21 protein-coding genes and 1 pseudogene are annotated in these 25721 nt (G+C 73.3%); 4 read left to right on the forward strand and 18 right to left on the reverse strand.

What is annotated here, in order from left to right; all coding sequences use genetic code 11:
• Window positions 1–45 precede the first annotated feature (45 nt).
• From purL to purS, 3 genes are read right to left on the reverse strand one after another with little or no spacing between them, the layout of a single operon-like run.
• Complete coding sequence (gene purL, locus BIV28_RS16060) at window positions 46–2367, reverse strand: phosphoribosylformylglycinamidine synthase subunit PurL (protein WP_076263497.1); 2322 nt, start codon at window positions 2365–2367, stop codon at window positions 46–48.
• A complete protein-coding gene (gene purQ, locus BIV28_RS16065; protein WP_076263499.1) occupies window positions 2364–3059 on the reverse strand; it encodes a phosphoribosylformylglycinamidine synthase subunit PurQ in 696 nt (231 codons plus the stop codon). Before purQ ends, purL begins: the two co-directional genes overlap by 4 nt.
• Entirely contained in the window at window positions 3056–3385 is a 330-nt protein-coding gene (gene purS / locus BIV28_RS16070; RefSeq protein WP_076263501.1) for a phosphoribosylformylglycinamidine synthase subunit PurS, read from the reverse strand. Before purS ends, purQ begins: the two co-directional genes overlap by 4 nt.
• Before the next feature lie 174 nt (window positions 3386–3559).
• On the opposite strand from purS, the gene BIV28_RS16075 reads away from it, so the two are divergent.
• Window positions 3560–4843, forward strand: a complete 1284-nt coding sequence (locus tag BIV28_RS16075; RefSeq protein ID WP_207556034.1) for a GNAT family N-acetyltransferase — start codon at window positions 3560–3562, stop codon at window positions 4841–4843.
• 11 nt (window positions 4844–4854) lie between these two features.
• On the opposite strand, the pseudogene BIV28_RS20530 reads toward BIV28_RS16075, so the two are convergent.
• The 4 genes and pseudogenes from BIV28_RS20530 to purD form a co-directional block, all read right to left on the reverse strand.
• Window positions 4855–5426: pseudogene (locus BIV28_RS20530) on the reverse strand (GNAT family N-acetyltransferase).
• 55 nt (window positions 5427–5481) lie between these two features.
• Complete coding sequence (locus BIV28_RS16085; protein ID WP_076263610.1) at window positions 5482–6387, reverse strand: phosphoribosylaminoimidazolesuccinocarboxamide synthase; 906 nt, start codon at window positions 6385–6387, stop codon at window positions 5482–5484.
• 56 nt (window positions 6388–6443) lie between these two features.
• Complete coding sequence (locus BIV28_RS16090; RefSeq protein WP_076263505.1) at window positions 6444–7079, reverse strand: RNA polymerase sigma factor; 636 nt, start codon at window positions 7077–7079, stop codon at window positions 6444–6446.
• Window positions 7080–7115: 36 nt separating this feature from the next.
• Complete coding sequence (gene purD / locus BIV28_RS16095) at window positions 7116–8393, reverse strand: phosphoribosylamine--glycine ligase (protein ID WP_076263506.1); 1278 nt, start codon at window positions 8391–8393, stop codon at window positions 7116–7118.
• Between the two features lie 48 nt (window positions 8394–8441).
• Between purD and BIV28_RS16100 the strand changes: the two genes are divergently transcribed.
• The gene (locus BIV28_RS16100) at window positions 8442–9041 is read left to right on the forward strand and encodes a DinB family protein (RefSeq protein WP_076263508.1); all 600 of its coding nucleotides are present in this window, start codon (window positions 8442–8444) and stop codon (window positions 9039–9041) included.
• Window positions 9042–9122: 81 nt separating this feature from the next.
• Here the strand turns inward: BIV28_RS16100 and BIV28_RS16105 are convergent, their stop codons facing one another.
• Complete coding sequence (locus tag BIV28_RS16105; RefSeq protein WP_076263509.1) at window positions 9123–9755, reverse strand: GNAT family N-acetyltransferase; 633 nt, start codon at window positions 9753–9755, stop codon at window positions 9123–9125.
• A gap of 58 nt (window positions 9756–9813) precedes the next feature.
• Here BIV28_RS16105 and BIV28_RS16110 point away from each other — a divergent pair, with 58 nt between their 5' ends.
• Both BIV28_RS16110 and BIV28_RS16115 read left to right on the forward strand, forming a co-directional pair.
• Window positions 9814–12129, forward strand: coding sequence for a HelD family protein (locus BIV28_RS16110; protein ID WP_076263511.1), 2316 nt, complete (start codon window positions 9814–9816; stop codon window positions 12127–12129).
• 444 nt (window positions 12130–12573) lie between these two features.
• Complete coding sequence (locus BIV28_RS16115; protein ID WP_076263513.1) at window positions 12574–14133, forward strand: M4 family metallopeptidase; 1560 nt, start codon at window positions 12574–12576, stop codon at window positions 14131–14133.
• A gap of 84 nt (window positions 14134–14217) precedes the next feature.
• On the opposite strand, the gene BIV28_RS16120 is transcribed toward BIV28_RS16115, so the two are convergent.
• From BIV28_RS16120 to lysS, 10 genes are all read right to left on the reverse strand, one after another.
• Window positions 14218–15132 carry an adenosine deaminase family protein gene (locus BIV28_RS16120; RefSeq protein WP_076263514.1) on the reverse strand — a complete coding sequence of 305 codons (915 nt, stop codon included), beginning with the start codon at window positions 15130–15132 and terminating at the stop codon, window positions 14218–14220.
• Window positions 15129–16559 carry an aldehyde dehydrogenase family protein gene (locus tag BIV28_RS16125; RefSeq protein ID WP_076263516.1) on the reverse strand — a complete coding sequence of 477 codons (1431 nt, stop codon included), beginning with the start codon at window positions 16557–16559 and terminating at the stop codon, window positions 15129–15131. The genes BIV28_RS16120 and BIV28_RS16125 overlap by 4 nt, the downstream gene beginning before the upstream one ends.
• Window positions 16560–16591: 32 nt before the next feature.
• Complete coding sequence (locus BIV28_RS16130; protein ID WP_076263518.1) at window positions 16592–17365, reverse strand: SDR family oxidoreductase; 774 nt, start codon at window positions 17363–17365, stop codon at window positions 16592–16594.
• Window positions 17365–18300 carry a dihydrodipicolinate synthase family protein gene (locus BIV28_RS16135; protein ID WP_083707421.1) on the reverse strand — a complete coding sequence of 312 codons (936 nt, stop codon included), beginning with the start codon at window positions 18298–18300 and terminating at the stop codon, window positions 17365–17367. The genes BIV28_RS16130 and BIV28_RS16135 overlap by 1 nt, the downstream gene beginning before the upstream one ends.
• Window positions 18297–19118, reverse strand: a complete 822-nt coding sequence (locus BIV28_RS16140) for an enoyl-CoA hydratase-related protein (protein ID WP_423221545.1) — start codon at window positions 19116–19118, stop codon at window positions 18297–18299. The genes BIV28_RS16135 and BIV28_RS16140 overlap by 4 nt, the downstream gene beginning before the upstream one ends.
• Window positions 19115–20338: a CaiB/BaiF CoA transferase family protein gene (locus tag BIV28_RS16145; RefSeq protein WP_076263520.1), complete on the reverse strand. Its 1224-nt coding sequence runs from the start codon at window positions 20336–20338 to the stop codon at window positions 19115–19117. Before BIV28_RS16145 ends, BIV28_RS16140 begins: the two co-directional genes overlap by 4 nt.
• A complete protein-coding gene (locus tag BIV28_RS16150; RefSeq protein ID WP_076263522.1) occupies window positions 20335–21732 on the reverse strand; it encodes an FAD-dependent oxidoreductase in 1398 nt (465 codons plus the stop codon). Before BIV28_RS16150 ends, BIV28_RS16145 begins: the two co-directional genes overlap by 4 nt.
• Before the next feature lie 9 nt (window positions 21733–21741).
• Window positions 21742–23046, reverse strand: a complete 1305-nt coding sequence (locus tag BIV28_RS16155; protein ID WP_076263524.1) for an MFS transporter — start codon at window positions 23044–23046, stop codon at window positions 21742–21744.
• A gap of 168 nt (window positions 23047–23214) precedes the next feature.
• Window positions 23215–23829, reverse strand: coding sequence for a helix-turn-helix domain-containing protein (locus BIV28_RS16160; protein WP_242653085.1), 615 nt, complete (start codon window positions 23827–23829; stop codon window positions 23215–23217).
• A 103-nt stretch (window positions 23830–23932) separates the two neighbouring features.
• Complete coding sequence (gene lysS / locus BIV28_RS16165; protein ID WP_076263526.1) at window positions 23933–25720, reverse strand: lysine--tRNA ligase; 1788 nt, start codon at window positions 25718–25720, stop codon at window positions 23933–23935.
• Window position 25721 lies beyond the last annotated feature (1 nt).

Here is a 25721-nt window from a genome sequence, read left to right on the forward strand (position 1 = left end):
GGCGGCACCCGACCGGGCGCGGCCCCTCGCGGGAGAACGGGTCGACTAGGCGCCGAAGACCGCCGGCATCGTGAACTGGTGCGCCGAGCGCAGCTCGGACACCGACACCGTGAACAGGTCGGTGACCTCGACGTCGCGGCCGCCCGTGACGCCGATGCGCACGTGTGGGACCTCGGCGAGCAGCTGCTCGAACTCGGCCGCGTGGCCGGCCGGGACCGCCACGAGCACGCGCGCGGCCGACTCGGAGAAGAGCGCCGTGAACGCGTCGAGCGGCTCGCCGCCGTCGGTCGTGCCGACCCTGTCGAGGCCGTCGACGATGACGCCGACGCCGTGGCGCATCGCCATCTCGGCCAGGCCGATCGCGAGGCCACCCTCGGAGAGGTCGTGCGCGGCCTCGACGACGCCGGCCTTGGCCGCGCGGACGAGGGCCTCGCCGAGCGCCTGCTCGGCGGCGAGGTCGACCTTCGGCGGCAGGCCGCCGAGGTGCTTGTGCACGACGTGCGCCCACTCGGAGCCGTCGAGCTCGTCGCGCGTCGTGCCGAGCAGGTAGACGTGCGCGTCGTCGGAGCGGAAGCCCGAGCCGGAGCGCTTCGAGACGTCCTCCATGACACCGAGGACCCCGATGACGGGCGTCGGGTGGATCGCGACGTCGCCGGTCTGGTTGTAGAAGGAGACGTTGCCGCCGGTGACCGGGATGCCGAGGGTCTTGCAGCCCTCGGCGATGCCGCGGATCGCCTCGCGGAACTGCCACATGACGCCCGGGTCCTCCGGCGAGCCGAAGTTGAGGCAGTCGGTGACGGCCAGGGGCTCGGCACCGGCCGTGACGACGTTGCGGTAGGCCTCGGCGAGCGCGAGCTGGGCGCCGGCGTACGGGTCGAGCTTGGCGAAGCGGCCGTTGCAGTCGGTGGAGACGGCCACGCCGCGGCCGGTCTCCTCGTCGACGCGGACCACGCCGGCGTCGTCGGGCTGGGCGAGCGCCGTGTTGCCGAGCACGTAGCGGTCGTACTGGTCGGTGACCCACGACTTGTCGCACAGGTTCGGCGAACCGAGGAGGGTCAGCAGCTGGGCGCGGACGTCGTCGCCGGACTCCGGGCGCTCGAGCGTCGCGGCCGAGTCGGCGTTGAGCGCGTCGAGGTAGTCCGGCCGGGCCAGCGGACGGTTGTAGGTCGGGCCCTCGTGGGCCACCGAGCGCGGCGGCACGTCGACGATGACCTCGCCGTGCCACGTGATGACGAGGTGGTCGCCGTCGGTGACCTCGCCGACGACCGTGGCCTCGACGTCCCAGCGGTCGGTGATGGCCATGAACTCGTCGAGGTGCTTCGGCTCGACGACCGCCATCATCCGTTCCTGCGACTCGGACATGAGGATCTCGTGCGGCTCGAGGGTCGCGTCGCGCAGCGGCACCCGGTCGAGCTCGACGTGCATGCCGCCGTCGCCGTTGCTCGCGAGCTCGCTGGTGGCACAGGACAGCCCGGCACCGCCGAGGTCCTGGATGCCGTCGACGACGCCCGCCTTGTAGAGGTCGAGGCAGCACTCGATGAGCACCTTCTCGGCGAAGGGGTCGCCGACCTGAACGGCCGGGCGCTTGGCCGGTCCGCCGGCCTCGAAGGTCTCGGACGCGAGGACCGAGACGCCGCCGATGCCGTCGCCGCCGGTCTTGGCGCCGAAGAGGATGACCTTGTTGCCGACGCCGCTGGCCTTGGCCAGGTGGATGTCCTCGACGCGCATGGCGCCGACGCAGAGGGCGTTGACGAGCGGGTTGCCCTGGTAGCAGTCGTCGAAGACGACCTCGCCGCCGATGTTCGGCAGGCCGAGGCAGTTGCCGTAGCCGCCGACGCCGGCGATGACGCCCGGCAGGACGCGCTGGGTGTCGGGGTGGTGGAGGTTGCCGAAGCGGAGCGGGTCCATGACGGCGATCGGGCGGGCACCCATCGACATGATGTCGCGGACGATGCCGCCGACGCCGGTGGCCGCGCCCTGGTAGGGCTCGACGTAGGACGGGTGGTTGTGCGACTCGACCTTGAAGGTGACCGCCCAGCCGTCGCCGATGTCGACGACGCCGGCGTTCTCACCGATGCCGACGAGGAGCTTCTCGCGCATCTCGTCGGTGGTGTTCTCGCCCCACAGCTTGAAGTGGACCTTGCTCGACTTGTACGAGCAGTGCTCGGACCACATGACCGAGTACATGGCCAGCTCGGCGATGGTGGGCCGGCGGCCGACGATCTCGCGGATGTTGGCGTACTCGTCGGACTTGAGGCCGAGCTCGGCCCAGGGCTGCTCGACGTCGGGGGTCGACGCGGCGTGCTCGACGGTGTCGACGCCGGTCTCGGGGGTGGCGGCGGTGGCCGTGGCTGCGGTGTCGCTCATGCGGTGGCTGCGCTCTCGAGGGTGTGCTTGATCAGCGAGGTGAAGAAGGCCCGGCCGTCGAGGCTCGGGCCGTAGCCCTCCTCGATGCAGTGCTCGGGGTGCGGCATGAGGCCGACGACGTTGCCGCGCTTGTTCGTGATGCCGGCGATGTTGCGGTACGAGCCGTTGGGGTTGCGGCCCTCGGCGTCGGTGACGTAGCGGAACACGACGCGTCCGTCGCCCTCGAGCCTGTCGAGGGTCTTGTCGTCGGCGACGAAGCCGCCCTCGCCGTTCTTCAGGACGATGGTGATCTCCTGGCCGGCCTCGAACTCGCGCGTCCACGCCGTGGAGGCGTTCTCGACGACGAGCCGGGTGTCGACGCAGTTGAACTTGCGGTGGTCGTTGCGGATCAGCGCGCCGGGGAGCAGGTGGCTCTCGGTGAGCACCTGGAAGCCGTTGCAGATGCCGAGGACCGGCAGGCCCCCCTTGGCGGCGGGGACGAGGGCGTCCATGACCGGCGCGAAGCGGGCGATGGCGCCGCAGCGCAGGTAGTCGCCGTAGGAGAACCCGCCGGGGAGGATGACGGCGTCGACACCCTTGAGGTCCGCGTCGCCGTGCCAGAGGGAGACCGCCTCGCCGCCGCACTCGCGCACGGCGCGGGCCGCGTCACGGTCGTCGAGCGAGCCGGGGAAGGTGATGACGCCGACCTTCACTGCGCGTCGTCCTTCGGCTCCGCCTCCGCGTCGCCGGCGGCCTCGTCGGCCTCGTCGGGCTCCTCGGACGGCTGCGGGTCCTCGAGCTCGCGGACCGAGACGACGTCCTCGATGACGGGGTTCGACAGCAGCTTCTCGGCGGCCTCGCGGGCCGCGGCGAGGTGCTCGTCGGTGACGTCACCGTCGACCGTGAGGACGAACCGCTTGCCCTGCCGGACGTCGGTGAACCCGTCGAAGCCGAGGCGCGGGAGGGCCCCGCCGACGGCTTGCCCCTGGGGGTCGAGGATCTCGGGCTTGAGCATGACGTCGACGACGATGCTTCCCATCGCTGGTGGTTCTCCCTGTCTGAGCGGGGTCAGGAGCGTCCGTTCGGACGGCCGAAGTCTATCGGCCCCCACACGTGCTCCGGACCGCGTCTCAGCACGACGGCCGGCACGACGGCCGGCACGACGCCCGTATCGGCGCGGCACGCGCCCGGCGCCGCGTGGCAGGCTGACGCGGTGACGACGCGTGTGCGCCCGGCCCGCTCCGACGACCTGCCCGGCCTGCCGGCCCTGGAGGCCGACGCCGACACGATCTTCGCGGAGCACGGCATCGGGCCGATCCCGCCCGTCGCCACGACGACGGCCGAGCTCGCGCAGGCGGCTGCGGTCCTCGTGGCCGAGGACGCGCCCGCGCCCGAGGTCGTCGGTTTCGCCCGCCTGGAGGTGGTCGACGACCAGGCGCACCTCGAGCAGCTGTCGGTGCACCCGCGCGCCCGGCGTCGGGGCGTCGGCGCCGCGCTGCTCGACGCGTCGGCGACGTGGGCCGCGCACGCCGGCCACGACGCGCTGACGCTGAGCACCTTCGCCGACGTGCCGTGGAACGGCCCGTTCTACGCCCGGCACGGGTTCGAACCCGTCTCCGACCTCACGCCCGGGCTCGCGGCCCTGCGCGACACCGAGCGGCGCCTCGGCCTCGACGAGGCCGGGCGGCGGGTTGTCATGCGACGTGGCGTCGGGGCCTGGGCGGTGCTCGAGGACCTGACGCGGGGGCTGGTGGACGCTCACGGGGACGGGCTCGTCGGGCTCTGGGTGCACGGCTCGCTCGTGGCCGGAGACTTCACGCCTGCCCGCAGCGACCTCGACGTGCTCGTCGCCCTGCGGGAGGCGCCCGGCGAGCAGGCCCTCGCCGCAGCCGCGCCCGTCCTCGCGTCCGTCGAGGCCGCCCACCCGGGCTGGCGCGGGCGCGTCGAGGTGGAGACCGTCGGGCTGCCGACCGTCGCCTCGCTCGTGGGCGGCCGCCACCCCGCGGCCGACGACGTCATCATGCGGGTCAGCCCCGGCGAGACGCTCCACCTGCTGCCGGCGACGCGGCACCGGGTGCTCACGTGGGCCACGGTGCGCGGCCGGGGGCGGCCGCTGGCCGGCCCTCCCGCGGCCGACGTGCTGCCGGTCGTCCCGGACGAGCAGCTCCGACGGGCGCTCCTGGCCCACGTGCGCGACTGGCCCGAGTGGGTCGAGGACATGCGACCCGTGGGCGCCCAGTCCTACGCCGTGCTCTCGGCGTGCCGGGCCTGGTGCGCCGTGGCCGAGGGCGAGCAGCTGTCCAAGCGGGCGGCCGCGGACCGGCTGGCCGACCGGGTCGAGGCCGACCGCCCGGCCGACGCGGCGCTCGCCCGGTGGGCCCGCGACTGGTGGTACGCCGCGGGCCGGGACGACGACCCGGGCCGGTTCGAGGAGGTGCGGGACTTCGTCGTGCGCACGTGCCGGGCCCTTCTCGAGGCCGACGCCCCGACGCCCTGACGCTCTTGCGGTCAGGCCGGGGCGAGGCGGGCGTGCAGGTGCATGTCGTGCCAGCCGTCCGGGTGCAGCAGGGCCGACCGACGCACGCCCTCGAGCTCGAACCCGTTCTTGGCGGCGACGCGGCACGACGGCTCGTTGCGGACCGAGTGCATCAGCTCGACGCGGTGCAGCCCGAGGGCGAACAGCCAGTCCGTCATCGCGGTCAGGGCACGACCGGCGACGCCCCTACCACGGCCTTCTGGCAGCACCCAGTAGCCGACCTCGGCGAGGCCCTCGTCGAGGTGGAGGACCGGAAGGCCGACGCGTCCGACGAGGTCTCCCGCCGAGTCGACGACGCCCATTCGGCACCCGTCTCGCGCTGCCACCGTGCGTGGGCCCGGCCCCGGACCCACTCGAGAGCCTCGTGGTGGGTCAGGGACCGGCGGTGCCAGCGCTGGATGGCCGGGTCGGCGTACGCGCGGACGAGCGCCGCGGCGTCGGCGTCGACGAACGGACGCAGCGTGAGCCCGGCACCGGCGTCGAGGCTGGGCTGTGGACCCGAGCTGATCGTTCCGGCGGCGACGGCCACGGGGAGGGCGGACATGACGCCACCCTCCCACCTGCCGCCGACCTCGCTCACCGCACCGAGGGCGCCCGTGTCAGAAGGTCTCGCCGGTGAGCCGCTCGTAGGCCTCGACGTACTTGGCGCGGGTCTGCTCCACGATGCGGGCGGGCAGCTCGGGGGGCGGGCCGCCGGCCTTGCGGTCCCAGCCCGACTCGGACGACGTGAGCCAGTCGCGGACGAACTGCTTGTCGTAGGAGGGCTGCGGGTGACCGGGTTCCCACAGCTCGGCCGGCCAGAACCGCGACGAGTCGGGGGTCAGCACCTCGTCGGCGAGCACGAGCCCGCCGGAGCCGTCGGGAGCGACCCCGAACTCGACCTTGGTGTCGGCGATGAGGATGCCCCGCTCGGCCGCGATCTCGTTCCCCCGGGCCAGGATCGCGCGGGTCAGGCGCGACACCTCGGCGGCGACGTCGGCACCGAGCTCGGCCTCGACCTCGACCGGCGTCATCGGGAGGTCGTGCTCGCCGACCGGCGCCTTGGTCGTCGGCGTGAAGACGGGCTCGGGCAGCTTCGAGCCGTCGACGAGCCCCTCGGGCAGCGCGACGCCTGAGACCGACCCCTTCTCCCGGTACTCCTCCAGGCCGCCACCGGTGAGGTAGGCGCGGGCGATGGCCTCGACCTTGAGCATGTCGAGCCTGCGGACGAGCACGCCGCGCCCGGCCACGGCGTCGGGCACGTCGGTGGACACGACGTGGTTGGGCACGAGGTCGGCCAGCTGGTCGAACCACCACAGCGACAGACGCGTCAGCACCGCACCCTTGTCGGGGATCTCGGGCGACATCATCCAGTCGTAGGCCGAGAGACGGTTCGAGGCGACGAGCAGCAACTGGTCGGGCACGACCTCGCCGGACGCGTCGAGCGGCGCGTAGAGGTCGCGCACCTTGCCGGAGTAGACGTGCTCGTAGCCGGGGAGGTCCAGGGGTAGGTCGGTCACGCGCACAGCCTGCCACCTGCTGAGGCGGTCGGGCACGGCGCGTTCGGGAGGAAGGGGCAGGTTCACGACAGGGCCTCCTTGAGGGCGTCGACGTCGAGGACGGTGGACAGGCTGCGGCGCGCACGGTGCAGGCGGGACTTCACGGTGCCCTCGGGCACACCGAGGGCAGCGGCGGCCTCGGCGACGGAGCAGTGCGACCAGACGACGAGCTCGACCACCTCTCGCTGGGCGGTCGGGATGCGCGCCACGGCCCGACGCACCTCGCTCATCCGCTGCTCGTCGTCGACGCGAGCCGCGGTGGCCGGCGCGTGGTCGGCCGCGACCACGCCGCCGGCGTCGGCCTCGATGCGCCCGTGCAGGAGGCGCTGCCGCCTGGCCGAACGCACGACGTTGGCGCACTCCTGGCCGGCCATGACGAGCAGCACGGCCCGGGCCGTCGGCGCCCGCAGCGGGTCCACGGCACCCTCGAGGGCCCGGCGCCACGCGGCGGTGAAGGTCGCCTGCACCACGTCCTCCGCGGCGGCCCAGGACGCCGTCCGTCGGAAGGCGAAGTTGTACACCGCGTCGCAGTGCCGTCGGTACAGCTCGGTCAGGGCGCTGCCGTCGGCGTCGGCCAGGCGGCCCCACAGCGCACGGTCCTCGGGCGGTGCGACGACCCCGGGCGACGGCCCGCCCCGGGTCGAGGTGAAGACGCTCATGTCGGGAAGAGTCCGGCTCGAGCCGTCAGGTTCGCCTCAGCCGACGGTGATCTCGCTGCGTTCGGCCCGCAGGGCGATGTCGGTGCGGTGGTGCGAGCCGGGCAGCTCGATGACGGCGACGGCGTCGTAGGCGGCCTGGCGCGCCTTGGCCAGCGTCGGCCCCACGGCGACGACGTCGAGGACGCGCCCGCCCGCCGACACCAGCTGGCCGGACTCGTCGAGCGCGGTGCCGGCGTGGAGCACGACGACGCCCGGCACCTCGGCCGCGGCGTCGAGGCCGGTGATCGGGTCGCCGGTGCGCGGCGAGGCCGGGTAGCCCTCGGAGGCGATGACGACGACGACCGCGCGGTCGTCGGACCAGCGCAGCCGGCCGAAGTCGCCGAGCGTGCCGGTGGCCGCGGCGAAGAGCAGCTGGGCGAAGGGCGTCTCGAGGCGTGCGAGCGAGGCCTGTCCGTCGGGGTCGCCGAGGCGGGCGTTGAACTCGACGACCTTCGGGCCGCGCGACGTGAGCGCGAGGCCGACGTAGAGAACGCCGACGAAAGGCGTTCCGCGGCGGCGCATCTCGTCGATCGTCGGCTGCGCGACCCGCGCGACGACGTCGTCGGCGAGGCCCTCGGGGGCCCACTCGAGCGGCGAGTACGCCCCCATGCCACCGGTGTTCGGGCCGGCGTCGTCGTCGGCGACGCGCTTGAAGTCCTGGGCCGGCGAGAGCGAGACGACGCTCGTGCCGTCGCTGATGCAGAACACCGACACCTCGGGGCCGTCGAGGAACTCCTCGACGACGACCCGTCCACCGGTCTTGGCCAGGCACGCGCGCCCGTGCTCGACGGCGTCGGCGCGCGACTCGGTGACGACGACGCCCTTGCCCGCGGCGAGCCCGTCGTCCTTGACGACATACGGCGCACCGAGGGCGTCGAGGGCCGCCTCGACCTCCTCGACGGTCTCGCACACGTGGGCCAGGGCGGTCGGCACGTCGGCGGCGGCCATGACCTCCTTGGCGAAGGACTTGCTGCCCTCGAGCCGCGCGGCCTCGGCAGACGGTCCGAACACCGCCACGCCGACCTCACGGCACGCGTCGGCCACCCCGGCGACGAGCGGCGCCTCGGGCCCGACGACGACGAGGTCGACCTCGTGCTCGCGCGCCAGGGCGGCGACGGCCGCACCGTCGATCACGTCGACCGGGACGCAGAGTGCCGTGGCGTCGATGCCCGGGTTGCCGGGGGCCGCGATGACGGCCTCGACCTCCGGGTCGGCGGCGACGGCCTTGACGAGGGCGTGCTCGCGGGCACCGGAACCGAGGACGAGGACCTTCACGGCGTCCAGCCTATTGGCTCGCCCCGCACCGGCTGCGAGGCTGTCCCGATGCCGAACACCGAGGTCTCCGAGGCTCCCGACCACCTCGCGTGGCTCGTCTCGACGCTCCAGTCGCACCGCGACGCCATGCTGTGGAAGCTCGAGGGCGTGCCCGAGCACGACGCGCGGCGCCCGCTCACCCCGACGGGCACCAACCTGCTCGGCCTCGTCAAGCACCTCGCCTACGTCGAGTTCGGCTACTGGGGGCCCACCTTCGGCCGCGAGGTGACGGCGTCGCTGCCCGCCTGGGACGACGACGCGCTGCCCAACGACGACATGTACGCCTTCGCCGAGGAGTCCCGCGAGGACGTCGTCTCGCTCTACCGCGACGCGTGGGCCTTCGGGGCCGACACCGTCGCGCTCGGCCTCGACCACCGGGGCCGGGTGCCGTGGTGGCCGGACGAGCGGGCGGTCGTCGACGTCCGGCTCGTCCTCGGCCACCTCGTCGCCGAGACGGCCCGGCACGCGGGGCACGCCGACATCATGCGCGAGCAGCTCGACGGCAGCGTCGGACGCTTCCTCGGCCGCGAGAACCTGCCCCAGGAGGACGCGTCGTGGTGGACCGACTACCTCGGACGCGTCGAGGCCGCGGCCGACGCGCACCGCTGAGCGGACGCAGCTGCGACGCGTGGGACGACGTGCTCACTCGATGAGAAGGGGAGCCGGACGCCCGGACGGGTCACGTGCGCCTCAGGAGATGACGGCCAGGCGCTCGCGGAGGCGGTGGCGGACGTCGGGCCACTCCTCGACGAGGATCGAGTGCACCGCGGTGTCGCGCCACGAGCCGTCGGCACGGCGCACGTCACGACGCGTCACGCCCTCGAAGACCGCGCCGAGCTTGAGGATCGCGGCGCGCGAGCGGTTGTTGAGCACGTCGGTCTGGAAGCGGACCCGGCCGAAACCGCACGTCTCGAAGGCGTGCGCGAGCAGGAGGAACTTGCACTCCGGGTTGACGGCCGTGCCCCACCACGGCGAGCCGTACATCGTCCAGCCGAGGTGGACGTGCTGGCGGGTGAGGTCGACGTCGCCGAGCGAGCTCGACCCGACGACCGTGCCGGCCGCGCCGAGCGGCGAGTCCTCGACGAGACGCACCGTGTAGGCGGTGCGGCCGGTCTCGCGGGCCGCGACCGACGCCGCGACGAGGGCCTCGGTGTCGGCCAGGGTCTCGTGCGGCCGCGACATGAGGAAGCCCTGCTCGTAGCAGCGCGGGTCGGAGTACACGGCGAACAGGCCCTCGGCGTCCTCGGGGCGGGTGACGTCGAGCCGGACGACGCGCCCGACGAGCGGCACGCCGGTGGGTGGGATGCAGTCCGATTCGTGCATGCCCTGACAGTAGACTTGATGGTTCCCGCGCCGCCCAGGGCGCCCCTTACGTCCATGGATGTCAGTGAGCACTTCGAACGCATCTCCCCAGCGCGCCTCGGCCGCGGTCCCCGACGAGGTGGCCCGCGAGATCGCCGTCGAGCAGGCGCACGTCGACCGGGTCCACGAGGAGCTCGTCAAGGCGGGCGTCCGGGCCGAGTCGGTGCAGGCCGAGGGCCTGTCCCGCGGCCAGATCACGAAGTCGGCCGAGGTGGCCTACGAGGAGGCCGCCGGCCTCTTCGAGCGTGACGCCCTGATGTTCCACGCGGCCCGCCGGCGCACCGCCCTCGACACCCAGTACGAGGGCCTCGTCTTCGGCCGCCTCGACATCGACCACGCGATGCTGCGCGCCGAGGGCGCCGCGGCCAACGGCACCTCCAACGGGCACGCCGCCGCGACCGCCGCGACCGGCGCGACAGGCACGGCCGTCCCGGCCGACCCCGCCGACCGCGAGGTCCGCTACATCGGCCGTCTCGGCGTCCGCGACGACGACTACGAGCCGCTCGTCATCGACTGGCGCGCGCCCGCCGCGTCGGCGTTCTACCGGGCCACGCCCACCCAGCCGATGGGCGTCCTGCGCCGCCGCGTCCTGCGCAGCCGGGGCACCACGGTCATCGGCGTCGAGGACGACCTCATGGTGCCCGAGGCGCCCGACGACCTCGTCATCGTCGGCGACGGCGCCCTCATGGCCGCCCTGACCCGAACCCGCGGCGCCCGGATGCGCGACATCGTCGCGACGATCCAGGCCCACCAGGACGAGGCGATCCGCGCGAGCGCCCGCGGCGTCACCGAGATCACCGGCGGCCCCGGCACCGGCAAGACCGTCGTCGCCCTGCACCGCGCGGCCTTCCTGCTCTACTCCGACCGGCGCCGGTTCGAGTCCGGGGGCATCCTCGTCGTCGGCCCGTCGGGTGCCTACACCGCCTACATCGAGCGGGTCCTGCCCTCGCTCGGCGAGGAGAGCGTCACGCTGCGCGCGCTCGGCGACGTCCTCGACGTCGTCAGCACCGAGCGCCTCGACGCTCCCCCCGTCGCCCGCCTCAAGGGCTCGGTCCGCATCCGCACCCTCCTCGGCGCGGCCGCCCGCGGTCGCGTCCCCGAGGCGCCCACCGAGTTCCGGGCCATCGTCGCCGGGCGAGCCGTCCGGCTCGAGGCCCGCGACCTCGACCGCGTCCGCGCCCAGGTGCTGCGCCAGCACCAGCGCAACGCGGCCACCGCCGCGGCGCAGGCCGCGCTCGGCGAGGCGGCCTGGACCTCCCTCGGCATCACCGGCGACCGCGACGCCAAGGCCGAGTTCGTCGACAAGTGGGAGGACCACCTCGACGTCGAGTCGTTCATGCAGGCCTGGTGGCCGCAGGTCGACCCGCGCCAGGTGCTGCTCTGGCTCGCCGACGAGTCGCTCGTGCGGCGGCACGCCCGCGGCACCCTGCGCGACGACGAGGCCGGCCTGCTCGCCGACTCGTTCCGCACCGCCCTGGAGACCGGCACGTGGTCGGTGGCCGACGTCGCGCTCGTCGACGACGTCGCGGCCCGCCTGGGCCCGGTGCAGGACGCGCCGCAGGAGGAGCGCGGCTTCTACGAGATCGAGGAGCTCGACGACCTCAGCCAGTACGGCGTCACCGAGGTGCAGCCGGTGTCGGTGCGCGACGAGAAGCGCGCCGAGGTCGTCGGGGGCGACCCCACCGACCGCCTCCTCGCCGGGCGCATCGGCAAGCCCGAGGAGTACGCCCACGTCCTCGTCGACGAGGCCCAGGACCTCTCCCCCATGCAGTGGCGGATGATCGGACGCCGGGGGCGGCACGCGTCGTGGACCGTCGTCGGCGACGCGGCGCAGGCGTCGTGGCCCGAGCCGGCCGAGGCCACGGCGGCGCGCGAGGAGGCCTTCGGCAGCCAGCAGCGCCAGTCCTTCCACATGGACACCAACTACCGCAACGCGCGCGAGATCTTCGACTACGCCGCCGAGGTCGTGCGGCGCGAGGTGCCCGACGCCGACATCCCGCAGGCGGTCCGCGAGACCGGGGTCGAGCCGCTGCAGCTGCCGCTGGGCCCCGACGCGTCAGCCTCGGTCTCCTCGGCCGTCGAGGCGCTGCTCGGCGAGGTCGACGGCGCCATCGCCGTCGTGACGCCCTCCCGGCACGCCGCCGCCCTGGCGTCGGTCCACGGGGTCGGTGACGGGCGCGTCCAGGTCGTCGACCCGATGTCGACCAAGGGCCTCGAGTACGACGCCACCGTCGTCGTCGACCCCGACGAGATCGTCCGGGAGTCGCCCGGCGGCGTCCGGGTGCTCTACGTGGCCCTGACCCGCGCCGCGCACCGCATGACCGTCCTGTCCTGATTCCTGCCGGAAAGGCCCGGTCGCGAGGTGCGTGCCGCCCGCAGGTAAAGGTTTGTTCAAAGAATCGTCGAACCATCGACTCCTCCTGCGCAGCGCGGGATGATGGTCAGGACGTCGAGGGCGCGCGAACACCCTCCCCGCCGGTCTCCTCCCCCCATCGAGACCCCTTCGACGTCCGGCGCAGTCCCGCCCCCCATTGAGGACTCGCACCGGGCGAGGAGCGAGATGCATCCCCCCTGCATCCCGCCCCTCGCCCGGACCCATGTCCGGGGCCTTTTCGTGCGTCCGCCGACTGCCGGCCGACTGCCCGCCGACGGTCAAATTTCCGTCAAGCGACGGCAAACCTTGCGTCGGATCTCTGGCGCCGGCCCCTCCCGGCCGACAGATTTGCCGGGCGGTCTCCCGGCCGCGACTCGGGGGTCCATCGCACGCAGGAGCGAACTCTTGAAGAAGAGCCTCATCACCACGGCGACCGCCACGGTCGCCGTCGTCGCCACCACCCTGGCCCTGACCACGACGAGCACGGCCCAGGCCGGCACCACGGGCGTCGACCGCGCCGTCAGCGCGGCCCGCGCCCACGGCGCCGCCTTCGGGCTCGACGCCGACCAGGGCCTGACCACCAAGAGCGTCAGCACCGATGCCGACGGCACGACGCACGTCCGCTTCGACCGCACGTTCAAGGGCCTGCCCGTCGTCGGCGGCGACCTCGTCGTCCACACCGACCGGGCCGGCGCCTGGAAGGGCGCGAACGCCGCGGCGTCCGCCGTCCGCGTCGGGTCGACGACGCCGACCGTCACCGCCCAGCGGGCCGCCGACACCGCCGCCCGCGGCGCCGGCTTCACGGTGCGCACCTCGACGCCGAGCCTCGCCGTCTACGCCCTCGAGGGCCCGGCCCGCCTCGTCTGGAAGACCCAGGTCGACGGCGTCGGCGCGCACCAGGAGCCCGCGGGCAAGGTCGTCTTCGTCGACGCCCGAACCGGCTCGGTCGTCGACCAGTGGGCCACCGAGATCAACGAGACCGGCACGGGCAACAGCCTCTACCTCGGCACGGTCAGCCTGACGACGACACTCTCCGGCGGCCAGTACCAGATGGTCGACGGCAGCCGCGGCGGCGCCCGCACCGAGGACGGCAACAACGGCTCGACGTCCTCGACGACCGGCACCCTGTTCACCGACGCCGACAACACGTGGGGCACCGGCTCGAGCAGCAACCGCCAGAGCGCGGCCGTCGACGCCGACTTCGGCGTCGGTGCGACGTGGGACTTCTACAAGAACACCTTCGGGCGCAACGGGATCAAGAACGACGGCAAGGGCGCCCGCAGCCTCGTGCACGTCGGCACGAACTGGGTCAACGCGTCGTGGAGCGACACGTGCTTCTGCATGCGCTACGGCGACGGTGACGGCGTCAGCTACGGACCGCTCGTCTCGCTCGACGTCGCGGGCCACGAGATGACCCACGGCGTGACGTCGGCGACGGCCGGCCTGGCCTACCGCCGCGAGTCCGGTGGCCTCAACGAGTCGACCTCCGACGTCATGGGCACGATGGTCGAGTTCACCGCCAACACGACGGGCGACCCCGGCGACTACCTCATCGGCGAGCGCTTCGCCCTCGGCTCGGCCAAGCCGCTGCGCTACATGGACAAGCCGAGCAAGGACGGCGCGTCGGCCGACTGCTGGAGCAAGAGCGTCGGCACCCTCGACGTGCACTACTCCTCGGGCGTCGGCAACCACGCCTTCTACCTGCTCTCGGAGGGCAGCGGCGCCAAGACGATCAACGGCGTCGCCTACAACAGCCCGACGTGCAACGGGTCCACGGTGACCGGCATCGGCCGCGACGCCGCCGCGCGCATCTGGTACCGCGCGCTGTCGACGTACTGGACCTCGTCGACGACGTACGCCCAGGCCCGCGCCGGCATGCTCTCGGCGGCGACCGACCTCTACGGCGCCGGCAGCGCCCAGTACGCCGCGACCGCCGCGGCGTGGAGCGCGGTCAGCGTCAACTGACGGGCGTCACACGGGCTCCGTGACGCACGCGAAGGGGCCCCGACCACACGGTCGGGGCCCCTTCGTCGTCCTGACGTCCGCGCCTCAGGCCGCCGGGCCGAGGCTGCGACGCAACGAGGTGCGCGCCAGCAGCGCGATCTCGTCGTCGGTGAGCGACCAGGCACGAGAACAGGATTCGAGCTCGTCCACGAGCCCGTGCCCGAGGAAACCCGGGATGTCGGTGCTCAGGGTGACCTCGACGCCGGCGCGCAGCAGCGTCGGCAGCGGGTGGGCGGCGAGGTCGGGGACGATCCCGAGCGCGACGTTGGACGACGGCGCCATGTCGAGGCAGACGGCCCGTTCCCGCAGCTGCTCGACGAGCCGCGGGTCCTGCTCGGCCCCGACGGCGTGGCAGAGGCGGACCGGGTCGAGGGCGAGTGCCGCCCGGACGCCGTCGGCACCCGTGCCCTCGCCACAGTGCGGGACGACGGCCAGCCCCGCGGCGGCGGCCCGGCGCAGGGGCGGCGCGAACGGGCCGGGCGGGAATGCGGCCTCGGCCCCGGCCAGCCCGACGGCGACGACGCCGCGACCGGCCCAGCGCAGCGCGAGGTCGACGGTGGCCTCGGCCTCGGCCACGGGCAGGCCACGGTTGATGCCGAGCACCACCCCGGCCCGCCCGTCGGCGCCGTCGAGAAAGGCCTCGAGGATGCCGTCCGGCGGGCCGAGCCGTCCCGCGTACGTGGCCGGGGCCACGTGCACCTCGCTCCACACGACGCCGTCGCGAGCCTGGCGCTCGACGAGCTCGCGAGCCACCCGGCGCACGTCGGCCGTGGTGCGCACGAGGTCGCGGGCCCGCTCGTAGGCCACGACGAACGCCGCCTGGTCGGGGAACGGGCCGCTCGGCGGGAGCGGCAGCCCCGACGCGTCGGCGAGCTCACGCGTCGTGTCCGCGCCGATCGCCGACTCGAGGTGCAGGTGCAGCTCGGCCTTGGGCAGCGCCCGGAGCTCGTCGGGGGTCACACGTCGTGCCCGACGTACACGCTCTTGGACCACGTGTAGAAGTCGACGGCCCGGGCGCCCTGCTCGCGGAAGGTGTTCGACGACGAGTCGCGCACGCCGCCGAAGGGGACGTTGAGGTCGAGCCCGGTGGTCGGGCGGTTGACCTTGACGACGCCGACGCGGGCGCGGGCCGCGAAGTCGTGGGCCGTGCCGAGGTCACGGGTGCAGACGCCGGCCGTCAGGCCGTAGCTCGAGTCGTTGACCCGTGCCAGGCCCACCTCGTAGTCGGCGACGTCGACGACCGCGACGACGGGCCCGAAGACCTCGTCACGGGCGAGCGGGCTGCCGTGGTCGACGTCGGAGAAGACGACGGGCCGCAGCAGCAGGCCGTCGGGGTCGGCGAGCGAGCCGCCGTCGTGACCGGCGGCGACCGCGCCCTCGATGGCGGCGAGGTCCTTGTCGAGCTGGGCCTGCGACACGACCGGGCCGATCGTCGTCGCGTCGTCGAGGCCGTCACCCGGACGGGCGGCCGCCGCGTGCTCGCGCAGGCGGGAGAGGAAGGCGTCGCGGATGCCCGGCGTGACGTAGACCCGCGAGGTGGCGGTGCACGCCTGGCCGGTCAGGCCGAACGCGCCGGCGGCGACGGTGGCCGCGGCGTGCTCGACGTCGGCGTCGTCGAGGACGAGGTAGGCGTTCTTGCCGCCCATCTCGAGCTGGACGCGGGCGCGGCGGGCGCTGACGACGTCGTGCAGGTGGCGGCCCACTGCGGTGGAGCCGGTGAACGACAGCGCGGCGACGTCGGGGTGGGAGGCGAGCGCCTCCCCCGCGACCGAGCCCTGGCCGTGGACGACGTTGAGCACGCCCGCGGGCAGGCCGGCGTCGTGCAGGGCGGTGGCGAGGTGGTCGATGGAGAGCGGGGTCAGCTCGGCGGGCTTGATGACGACGGCGTTGCCCGAGACGAGGGCGGGCGCCATCTTCCAGGCCGGGATGGCGATCGGGAAGTTCCACGGCGTGACGAGCCCGACGACGCCGAGCGGCTCGGCGCGGGTGTGCACGCTGGTGTGCGGCACGACGCTCGGCAGCGTCTCCCCGGTCGAGCGCCAGCCCGCGGCACCGAAGAAGCGCAGCACGTCGATGGCCCGGCGCACCTCGCCCATCGCCTCGGCGCGGGTCTTGCCCTCCTCGCGCACGAGGTCCTCGGCGATCTGCGGCTGGCGCCGGCGCAGCAGGTCGGCGGCGTCGAGCAGCACGGCGCCACGGGCGACGGGCGTCATCGCCGCCCAGCTGGGCTGGGCCTTCTCGGCGGCGCCGACCGCGGCGTCGACGTCGGCGGCGCTGGAGGAGGGCGACACGGCGACGACCTCCTCGGCGCGGGCGGGGTTGCGGCGCTCGGCGGTCGGCTGCCCGGTGCGGGCGCCGTCGACGATGTTGTGGACGTGAGTGGTCATGGGAGTCTCCTCGGGAGCTCGGAGTCGAGTGGTCAGAGGTTGGCGAGCAGGCCGCCGTCGCAGCGCACGAGGCTGCCGGTGACGTAGGACGCGCGGTCGCTGCAGAGGAAGGCGCCGACGGCCCCGAACTCAGCCGGCTCGCCGTAGCGACCGGTGGGGATCGACGCGCGCGAGGCCGCCTGCACCTCGTCGACGGTCCGGCCCTGGCGGTCTGCCGCGGCCGCGTCGAGGGCCGCCACGCGGTCGGTCGCGATCCGCCCCGGCAGCAGCATGTTCACGGTGACGCCGTCGGCGGCGACCTCTGTGGCGAGCGTCTTGAGGTACGCGGCGAGTGCGGCACGACCGACGTTCGACGCGGTGAGGTTGGCCAGCGGCGCCTCGACGCCGCTCGAGCCGATCGCGAGGACGCGTCCCCAGCCGCGGGCCCGCATCGCCGGCAGCGCCCGCCGGACCAGCTCGACGTGCGGCACGAGCAGGGTCTCGGCGGCGGCGCGTGCGGCGGCACCGTCGAGGTCGGCGGCGCGGCTGGGCGCGGGGCCGGGTCCGTTGAGCACGAGCACGTCCGGGTCGCCGAACGCCTCCCGGGTGGCCCCGAGGACCGTGGCCGCCGCGTCGGGCGAGGTGAGGTCGACGCCGACGCCGACGGCCGAGGGCAGCGACGCCGCGAGCGCCTCGGCGCGGCCCGCGTCGCGGCCGGTGACCACGACGTGGGCACCCTCCGCGGCGAGCGCCGTGGCGACCGCCGCACCGAGGCCGCCGGTCGAGGCGAGGACGAGGGCGACGCGTCCGTCGAGTCCGAGGTCCATCAGGCGACCCCGGACGTGACGCCGGTCGGGACGCGGGTGGGGACTCCGGTCGCGGCCTCGGTGGCGTCGAGGTGCGCGGCGAGCAGCGGCCGGAGCGAGTCGGGCAGCACCCGCGCGGGCGGACGCACCCCCGACTCGGCGATGAGCCCTCGCCGGCGCAGGCACTCCTTGCGCACTGCGAGGGCGATGCCGACCTGCTGCTCGAAGGTGATGAGCGGCAGGTAGGGCAGCAGAGCGGCACGGGAGCGCTCGGGCGCGGCCGGGTCCCAGGCCTCGACGGTGGCGACGAGGCCCTCCGGGTAGGAGAAGCCGGTCATGGCGCCGGCCGCCCCGCAGGCGAGCTCGTCGAGCAGGTTGATGCCGCCGAGGCCGCCGAAGACGGGGACGTCGCAGCGGGCGGTCAGCTCGGCTACGGCCACGGGCGTGGGCGGCGCCTCGGCCTTGACGGCCGTGACGTGCGGCGACCGGGCGACGAGGTCGCCGAGCACCGCCGAGGACACGTGCACGCCGCTGACGACCGGGTAGTCCTGCACGACGACGTCGGCGCCGGACGCCTGGTGCACCGCGGTCAGGTGCGCGTCGAGCGTCGCGGGGTCGGCGCTGTTGGCCTGGACCATGACGCCGGCGAGCCGGTCGCCGACGAGCTCGACCGCCATCCGCGCCTCGTCGACGACGGGCGCCGTGGCGAGCGACGTGCAGCCGACGACGAGCGGGAGGTCGGTGGTCTCGAGCACGGTCTCGAGGACGAGCCGGCGCTCGGCCCACGACAGCCGGGCGGCCTCGCCGAAGACGCCGAGCACGGTCAGGCCCGCCACGCCTGCGGCGTCGGCGTGCTCGACGAGCCGGGCGATGCCGCTGTCGTCGACGTCGAGCGTCGAGCCGGCGAAGGGGGTGGCGAGCACGCCCCAGACGCCGGGACGCATGTGCGGGTTCACCGGTCGCTCCAGACGGGGGCGCGCTTCTCGCGGAAGGCCTGCACGCCCTCGGTGGCGTTGGGGCTCGTCAGGCACTCCATGAGGGCGGGCAGCCGCTGGGCCCGCGCGTCGCGGTCGGTGAGGTGGTCGGTGCGGTTGACGATCTGCTTGATGGCGCGCAGCGACGTCGGGGCGCAGGCGAGCACGTCGTCGAGCCACCGGTCGACGGCGGCGTCGAGCTCCTCGGGGGCGACGACCTCGTTGACGAGGCCGAGGTCGCGCATCTCCTCGGCCCGCACGCGGCGTCCGGTGAGCAGGATCGACATGGCGCGCGTGTGCGGGATGCGCCGGACGAGCTTGACGATGCCGCCGTCGAGCGGGAGACGCCCGACCCGCGGCTCGGTGAGCCCGAACTGCGCGGTGCTCGACGCGACGACGATGTCGGCACCCAGGACGATCTCCATGCCACCGCCGAACGCGTACCCGTTGACCCGCGCGATGACGGGCACGTCGAGGGTGCGGCGCAGGCTGAGGCCGGCGAAGCCGTTCGGGTCGAGGTCGGCCCAGTAGTCGATGCCGTTCTTGCCGGTGCCGCCGGCCGACATGTCGGCGCCCGTGCAGAAGGCCCGCTCCCCCGCGCCGGTGACGACGACGGCGTGGACGCCGGGGTCGCGCTCGATCTCGTCCCAGATCTCGGTGCAGCGGCGGCTCGTCGCGTCGTCGACGGCGTTGAGCACGTGCTGGCGGTCGATCGTCACGTACGCGACGCGTCCGCGCCGCTCGAAGCGCACCTCGTCGACGCGCTCGGACTGCTCCTGCTGGGCTGTCACGGCGCTCACCGGATGACCCCGTCGGCGAGCAGCGCGGCGACGCGTTCCTCGTCGTAGCCGAGCTCGCGGAGCACCTCGGCGTTGTGCTCGCCGAGCATGGGGGCCGGTCGCCGGGCGGCGTTCGGCGTGCCCGACAGCCGGATCGGCGCGTCGAGCACGCGCATCGTGCCGCCGTGCGGGTGCTCCATCTCGACGACCATGCCGTTGGCGGCGGTCTGCTCGTCGGCGAGCGCCTCGACGAGGCTGCGGACCGGCGCGCAGAGGATGTCGACGGCCTCGAGCCGCTCGACCCAGTGCGCCGTCGTGTCGGTGGCGAAACGCTCGCGGAAGAGCGCCTGCAGCTGCGGCCGGTTCTCGAACTGGCCCTCCAGGGTGTCGAACCCGGGCTTGATCGACCAGTCCTCGTCGAGCTCGAGGGCCTTGCTGATGTCGCGCAGCGGGTTCTCCTTGAACGCCCCGACCATGCACACCGCACCGTCGCTCGTCGGAAAGACACCCGACAGCGGCATCGCCGCCCAGTTGACCTCGTGCCCGCGGTTGAGCTGGGTCGAGGCCTCCTGCATCTGCATGTGCAGCATCGAGTCGTACATGTTGACCTGGACCTTCTGGCCCTCGCCGGTGCGGTCGCGGGCGATGAGGGCGAGCAGGATGCCCTGGCACAGGTGCATGCCGGTCGTGTAGTCGGCGAGCGTCGTCGGGTAGACGCTGAGCGGCACCGTGTCGTCGGAGCGTCGCCACATGACGCCCGAGTACGCCTGGGCGATGACGTCCTGGCCACCCTTGTGGGCGTACGGCCCGGTCTCGCCGAAGCCCGTGCCGGAGGCCCAGACGATGCTCGGGTTGACCTGCCGGAGGTCCTCGTAGCCGAAGCCCATCCGCTCCATGACGCCGGCGCGGAAGTTGCTGACGACGACGTCGGAGCGCCGGACGAGGTCGAGGACGACGGTGCGCCCCGCCTCGGTGCGCGTGTCGATCGTGACCGACCGCTTGCCCCGGTTGATCGAGATGAAGATCGGGTTCTCCTGGCCAGCCGGGTCGGGCAGCGAGTTGCGCGACAGGTCGCCCCAGACGGGCCGCTCGACCTTGATGACCTCGGCCCCGTAGTCGGCGAGCATCTGCGTGCACGACGGGCCCATGTAGACCTGCGTGAAGTCGAGGACGGTGACGCCCTCGAGGGCCCGCGGCGCCGTGGTGGAGGGGCTGGTGGTGGAGGGGGCTGGCGTCGTCATCGCTGGTTCTCCTGCTGATCCTTGATGTCGTTCTCGGTCGTCGCGTCGATGGTCGCGTTGGGCGCCGGACGGTCGCCCGGGTCGGCCCCCTGGTCGCGCATGCGCAGCTGGATCTCGTCGACCGGCACGTCACGCACGGGCAGGGCCTTCTCGACGGCGAGCGCCGCCGCGATCCCCGCCGCCTGTCCCTGGGCCATGCACGGCGGGATCTCGCGGGACATCCGCTGGGCCTCCGGCGTCGCCGAGTAGTGTCGCCCCGCGACGATGAGCTGGTCCACCCCGACGGGCAGCAGCGAGCGGTACGGCGTGTAGTAGTCGCGGCCGCGCGCCACCGAGTCGGCGAAGTGCCGGCGGCTCACGACGTCCTCCTTCGTCACGACGTACTCGCCCTGCAGGAGGCGGGTCTGGCGCACGCCCATCTGCTGGGCGACGTCGAGCACGTAGGCGTTCTCGAAGCCGGGCAGGGTGGCCTTGATCTCGGGCAGGGCCGCCGCGATGCGGTCGCGGGCGGCGAACTCGGCGTTGGTCAGCGACTCGGGGTCGGAGCCGTCGAAGCCGGTCATGTGCGGGGTGTTGCACCAGACGACGCCGGGCAGCGGCGTCTTGAGCCACCACAGCTCCCACGCACCCCCGAGCAGCCGCTTGATCCGGCGGTTGACGGCCCGCGCCTCCTTCGGGTGCTCCTGCTCGAAGCGCTCCGCCGCGTCGGTGTCGACGCCGCCGAGGCGGAAGACGAGGGTGACGAGGTAGGAGTCGTGGGCGAACGGCGCACCCGCCCGGGACGCGACGTCGATGTCACCGGTGGTGTCGATGACGACGTCGCCCAGGATCGCCTGCGGGCCCTGCTTCGTCTCGACGACGACGCCCTTGAGCACGCCGTCGTCGACGATCGGCCGCGAGAACCAGCTGTGCATCCGCAGGTGCACGCCCGACTCGCGGACGAGGTCGACCGACGTCGCCTTCCACGCGTCGGGGTCGAAGGCGACGGCGTAGCAGATCGGCTTGGGGTTGGTGTGCGAGTGGAAGTTGAAGGTGCCCCAGCGGCCCCACTTGTTCCACAGCTCCTGGGAGGTGGCGCGCTCCTCGACGGGCGGGTACACCGCGAGCTTCGTGCGCGCCATCCGCTCGACGTACTCGTCGACGATGCCGGTCACGGTGATCTCGTCGCCGTTGACCATGTCGTCGAGGACGAGCACCATGCCGCCGGAGGCGAGCCCGCCGAGGGCCGAGTAGCGCTCGACGAGGGTGACGTCGACGCCGCTGCGCGCGGCCGACACGGCGGCACTGACGCCGGCGGGCCCTCCCCCGACGACGACGACGTCGCTGCGGCGCACGACCGGAGCCGTCACCTCGTCGGAGCTGATCGCGAGCTGGGACTGCTGGTGGGTGTTCATGGTGCGGACTCACTCTCCGGCGAAGAGGCCGCTGCGGCGGCGGGCGGCGACGTACAGGGCGACGCTGATGACCGACAGCGCGGCGGTGTAGGCCGGGAAGACCCAGGCCAGGTCGTGGCTCTGGAGCCACACGAGCAGGTAGGAGGCCGTGCCGCCGAAGAGGGCGACGGCGACGCCGTAGCCGACGCCGGTGCCGGTGGCCCGGCAGAACTTCGGCATGAGTGACGCGGACACGACGTTGTAGAGCGTCATGTTGGCGACGAGGACGATGCCGCCGCCGAGGACCACGAGGGCGAAGGTGCCCATGCCGGGCCCGGTGTAGAGCAGCATGAGGAAGACCGCCGGCACCGAGGCGAGACGGGTCACGACGAAGGCCCGCGAGAGCGTCACCCGGTCGGCGACGCGTCCGGTGACGATCGATCCGGCGAGGAGGATGACGCCGAGCAGCGTCGTCACGCCGAACACCTCGGTCGGGTTCTCCTTGAAGGTGGTCCGGGCCAGGGTCGGCAGGCCGACGTTCCACGCGTAGTTGAAGGCCTGGGCGCTGCCGACGACGAAGACGATGGCGAGCAGGCCGAGCCAGTGCTTGCGCACGCCCCTCCACGTGCCGCCCGTCGTCTCGCTGCGCTCCTCCTCGTGGAGGGTCTCCGGCAGGGCGCGTCGCAGGTAGAGCACGAAGAAGCTGAGGGCAGCGCCGAAGAGCAGCGGCACGCGCCAGCCCCACGTCGCCATGGCGTCGCCGCCGATGGCGTAGCTCGTGGCGAAGCTGACGAGCGAGGCGAGCAGGATGCCGAGGTTGACGAAGAAGCTGATGTAGCCGGCGGCCCGGCCCTCGTGGCCCTTCGGCATGACCTCGACGGCGAAGGCGGTCGACAGGGGCGCCTCGACGCCGGTCGACAGGCCCTGCAGGAGGCGGCAGACGAGCAGGAGCACCCCGGCCCAGACGCCGATGGAGTCGTAGGTGGGCAGCAGCCCGATGACGAGCGTCGTCACGGCCATGGTGCCGACCGACCAGAGCATGACGCTGCGCCGGCCGATCCGGTCGGCGACGGTGCCGAACAGCGCGCCGCCGAGAGGGCGGACGAAGAAGCCGACGGCGAAGACCGCGAGGGCGTCGAGCGTCGCCGAGACGGGGTCGGTCTTGGCGAAGAACAGCGGACCGATGAACGTGGCCAGCAGGCCGAAGATCATCCAGTCGTACCACTCGAGGGTGTTGCCGAGCCCGAGGCCGAGCATGGCCCGGCGGGTCGAGCGGGGGCGGTCGTCCGAGGACTCGGGGGGCGTGGCGGTGGTCGCTTTCGGGGTAGCGGTCATGGCGAACTCTCCGGTTCGTGACGGGAGGCGCGTTTTCGGGCGCACTCGAGGGAACCCGTGGCGCAGGGGCGTCCGGGACCTGTGGGGATGGGGAGGGTCGGCGGCGGGAGGCGGCCCGGTCGGCCCGTTCAGGCCTGTTCAGGCCTGTTCAGGACCGGGCGGTGGGACCTACCAGGTGGGCGGGGTGCTCACCCAGACGGCGGTGCACTCCTGCGTGTCCGACGGGTTGGCGTACCAGTGGGGGATGGTGGAGCTGTAGCGGATCGAGTCGCCGGCCTCGAGCCGGTGACGCACTCCGTCGAGGTAGACGTCCTTGGTGCCCGACAGGACGATGCCGAACTCCTCGCCGTGGTGGGTGTACGGCGTGGCACTCGTGTCGTATCCGGGTGGCGTGACCACCCAGTTGGCCTCGAGGGCACCGTTGAGGTCGGGGGTCAGCAGCTCGTAGACGCCGCCGTCATCGGTGGCCAGACCGTGACTGTCGAGACGGCGACGCTGGTCCTTGCGGACGACGACGTTCTCCGTCTCGGTCGGCTGGAGCAGCTGTCCCACGGGCAGCTGCAGCCCGTGTGCCAGCTGGACCAGGGTGGCGAAGGAGGGGTTGCCGTGACCGCGCTCGATCTGGCTGATGAGCCCGGCACTCACCCCGGCGTTCTGGGCGAGCCGCTCCGTGGTCAGCGACCGTTCCTTGCGCAGGGAACGGACCCGGGCCCCGAAGTCGGCCAGCATGGCCTCCATCGGGACGCCGTCGGTACCGGCGGTGCCGGCGGTCTCGCTGCTCACGGAAAACTCCTTCGTTCTACGTGCCCCCAAGCATACGAACCGTCTTCACTATGTCAATGGTTTCTTTAGCAGAATGAAGAAACAGGTTCGGCGCGGTGACGCGTCAGGCGCCGAGGAGCGTCCGGACGCGGTCGGCACCGACGGCCAGCAGCAGCGTCGGCAGGCGCGGGCCGGTGTCCGTGGACACGAGCAGGCGGTAGACGAGGACGAAGAAGGCGCGCTGGGCCGCGGACAGCTCGGGGTCCTTGACCTTGGCCTCGGGGTCGATGCCGCGCTGGATCTTCGGCACGGCGTACACGAGGTGGGTCAGGCCGTCGACCGACCAGTGCGCATCGAGGCCCTCGAGCAGCAGCCGCAGCGACTCGCGCTGCTCGTCGTCGAGGCCGGCGAGCAGGTCGGCGTCGGGCACCTCGCGCACGACGGTGCGGTCCTCGGCGGGCACGTAGCCGAGCATCCAGCGCTCGGCACAGTCGAGGCGCGGGCGCAGGTCGTCGGTGGAGCCGACCGGGTTGTCCGGGTCGAGCTCGGACAGGATGCGCACCGCCTGGGCCTCGTCGCCCTGCGTGATGTCGATGACCGAGGCGATGGTGCGGAACGGCATCGGCCGGGGCGTGGCGGGCAGCACGCCCGACGCCGTCGACGTGGCGCGCAGGTGGGCGGCGAGGTCGCCCGGCTGGGCGTCGCCGCCGGCGACCTTGCGGTTCAAGGCGTCCCACTCGTCGTAGAGACGCTGCAGCTCGGGTCCGAACGCGACGTCGAAGCTCTGGTTCGGGCGGCGTCGGGCGTAGAGCCAGCGCAGCACCGACGGCTCCATGACCTCGAGGGCGTCGTTCGGGATCGGCACGCCGCCCTTGGACGAGCTCATCTTGGCCATGCCGGCGATGCCGACGAAGGCGTACATCGGGCCGATCGGGCGCTCCCAGCCGAAGACCGGCGCGAGGTCCTTGCCGACGACGAAGCTGCTGCCGGGGCTCTGGTGGTCGACGCCGGAGGGCTCGAAGAGCACGCCCTCGTAGCCCCAGCGCATCGGCCAGTCGACCTTCCAGACGAGCTTGCCGTCGGTGAAGGTGTCGAGGTTGACCGTCTCCTGGTGGCCGCACTTCGTGCACGTGTACGCGAGGTCGTGCGAGTCGTCGTCGTAGGCCGTGACGGTCGTGAAGTCGGTGTGGCAGACGCTGCAGTACGGCTTGAACGGGAAGTAGCCCGCGGTGCCCTCGCTGCCGTCGTCCTCGCCCGCCGCGCCGGAGCCACGCTCGGCCTCGGTGGCGGCGGCCGCCTGCTCCTCGGTGAGCTTCGCGACCTTGGGGTCGTGGCGCTTGCCCTTGCCCGACGCCTTCTGGCGCGCGTCGGCCTCGGCCTCGAGGGTGCGGTACTGGTCGAGCACCTTGTCGATGGCGGTCCGCTCGCGCATCGCGAGGAGCACCTGGTCGCGGTAGGCGCCGGCGCGGTACTGCTCGGTCTGGCTGATCTGGCGCACCTCGATGCCGGTGGCCGCCATGGCCTCGAGCAGCGGGGCCTTGAAGTGGTCGGCCCACGTGGCGTGCGGCGACCCGGCCGGGGCAGGGACCGACGTCAGGGGCATGCCGATGTACTGCTCCCACGACTCGTCGACGCCCTCGAGCCGCTTGGGCACGCGGCGGAACCGGTCGAAGTCGTCCCAGGACAGGATGTGCTCGCAGGGGATGCCACGCCGCTTGATCTCGTCGGCGACGAGGTGCGGCGTGATGAGCTCGCGGAAGTTGCCGAGGTGGATCGGGCCCGAGGGGCTGATGCCCGACGCGCAGACGATCGTCTCGATGCCGCGGTGCTTCGCTTCGGCGATGACGTCGTCGGCCAGACGCGTCACCCAGTCGAGCGGCTCGGGAACGGCGGAGGCAGCCGTGTCACTCATG

This window comes from Intrasporangium flavum (genome assembly GCF_001956915.1).
Classification (GTDB): Bacteria; Actinomycetota; Actinomycetes; order Actinomycetales; family Dermatophilaceae; genus Monashia; species Monashia flava.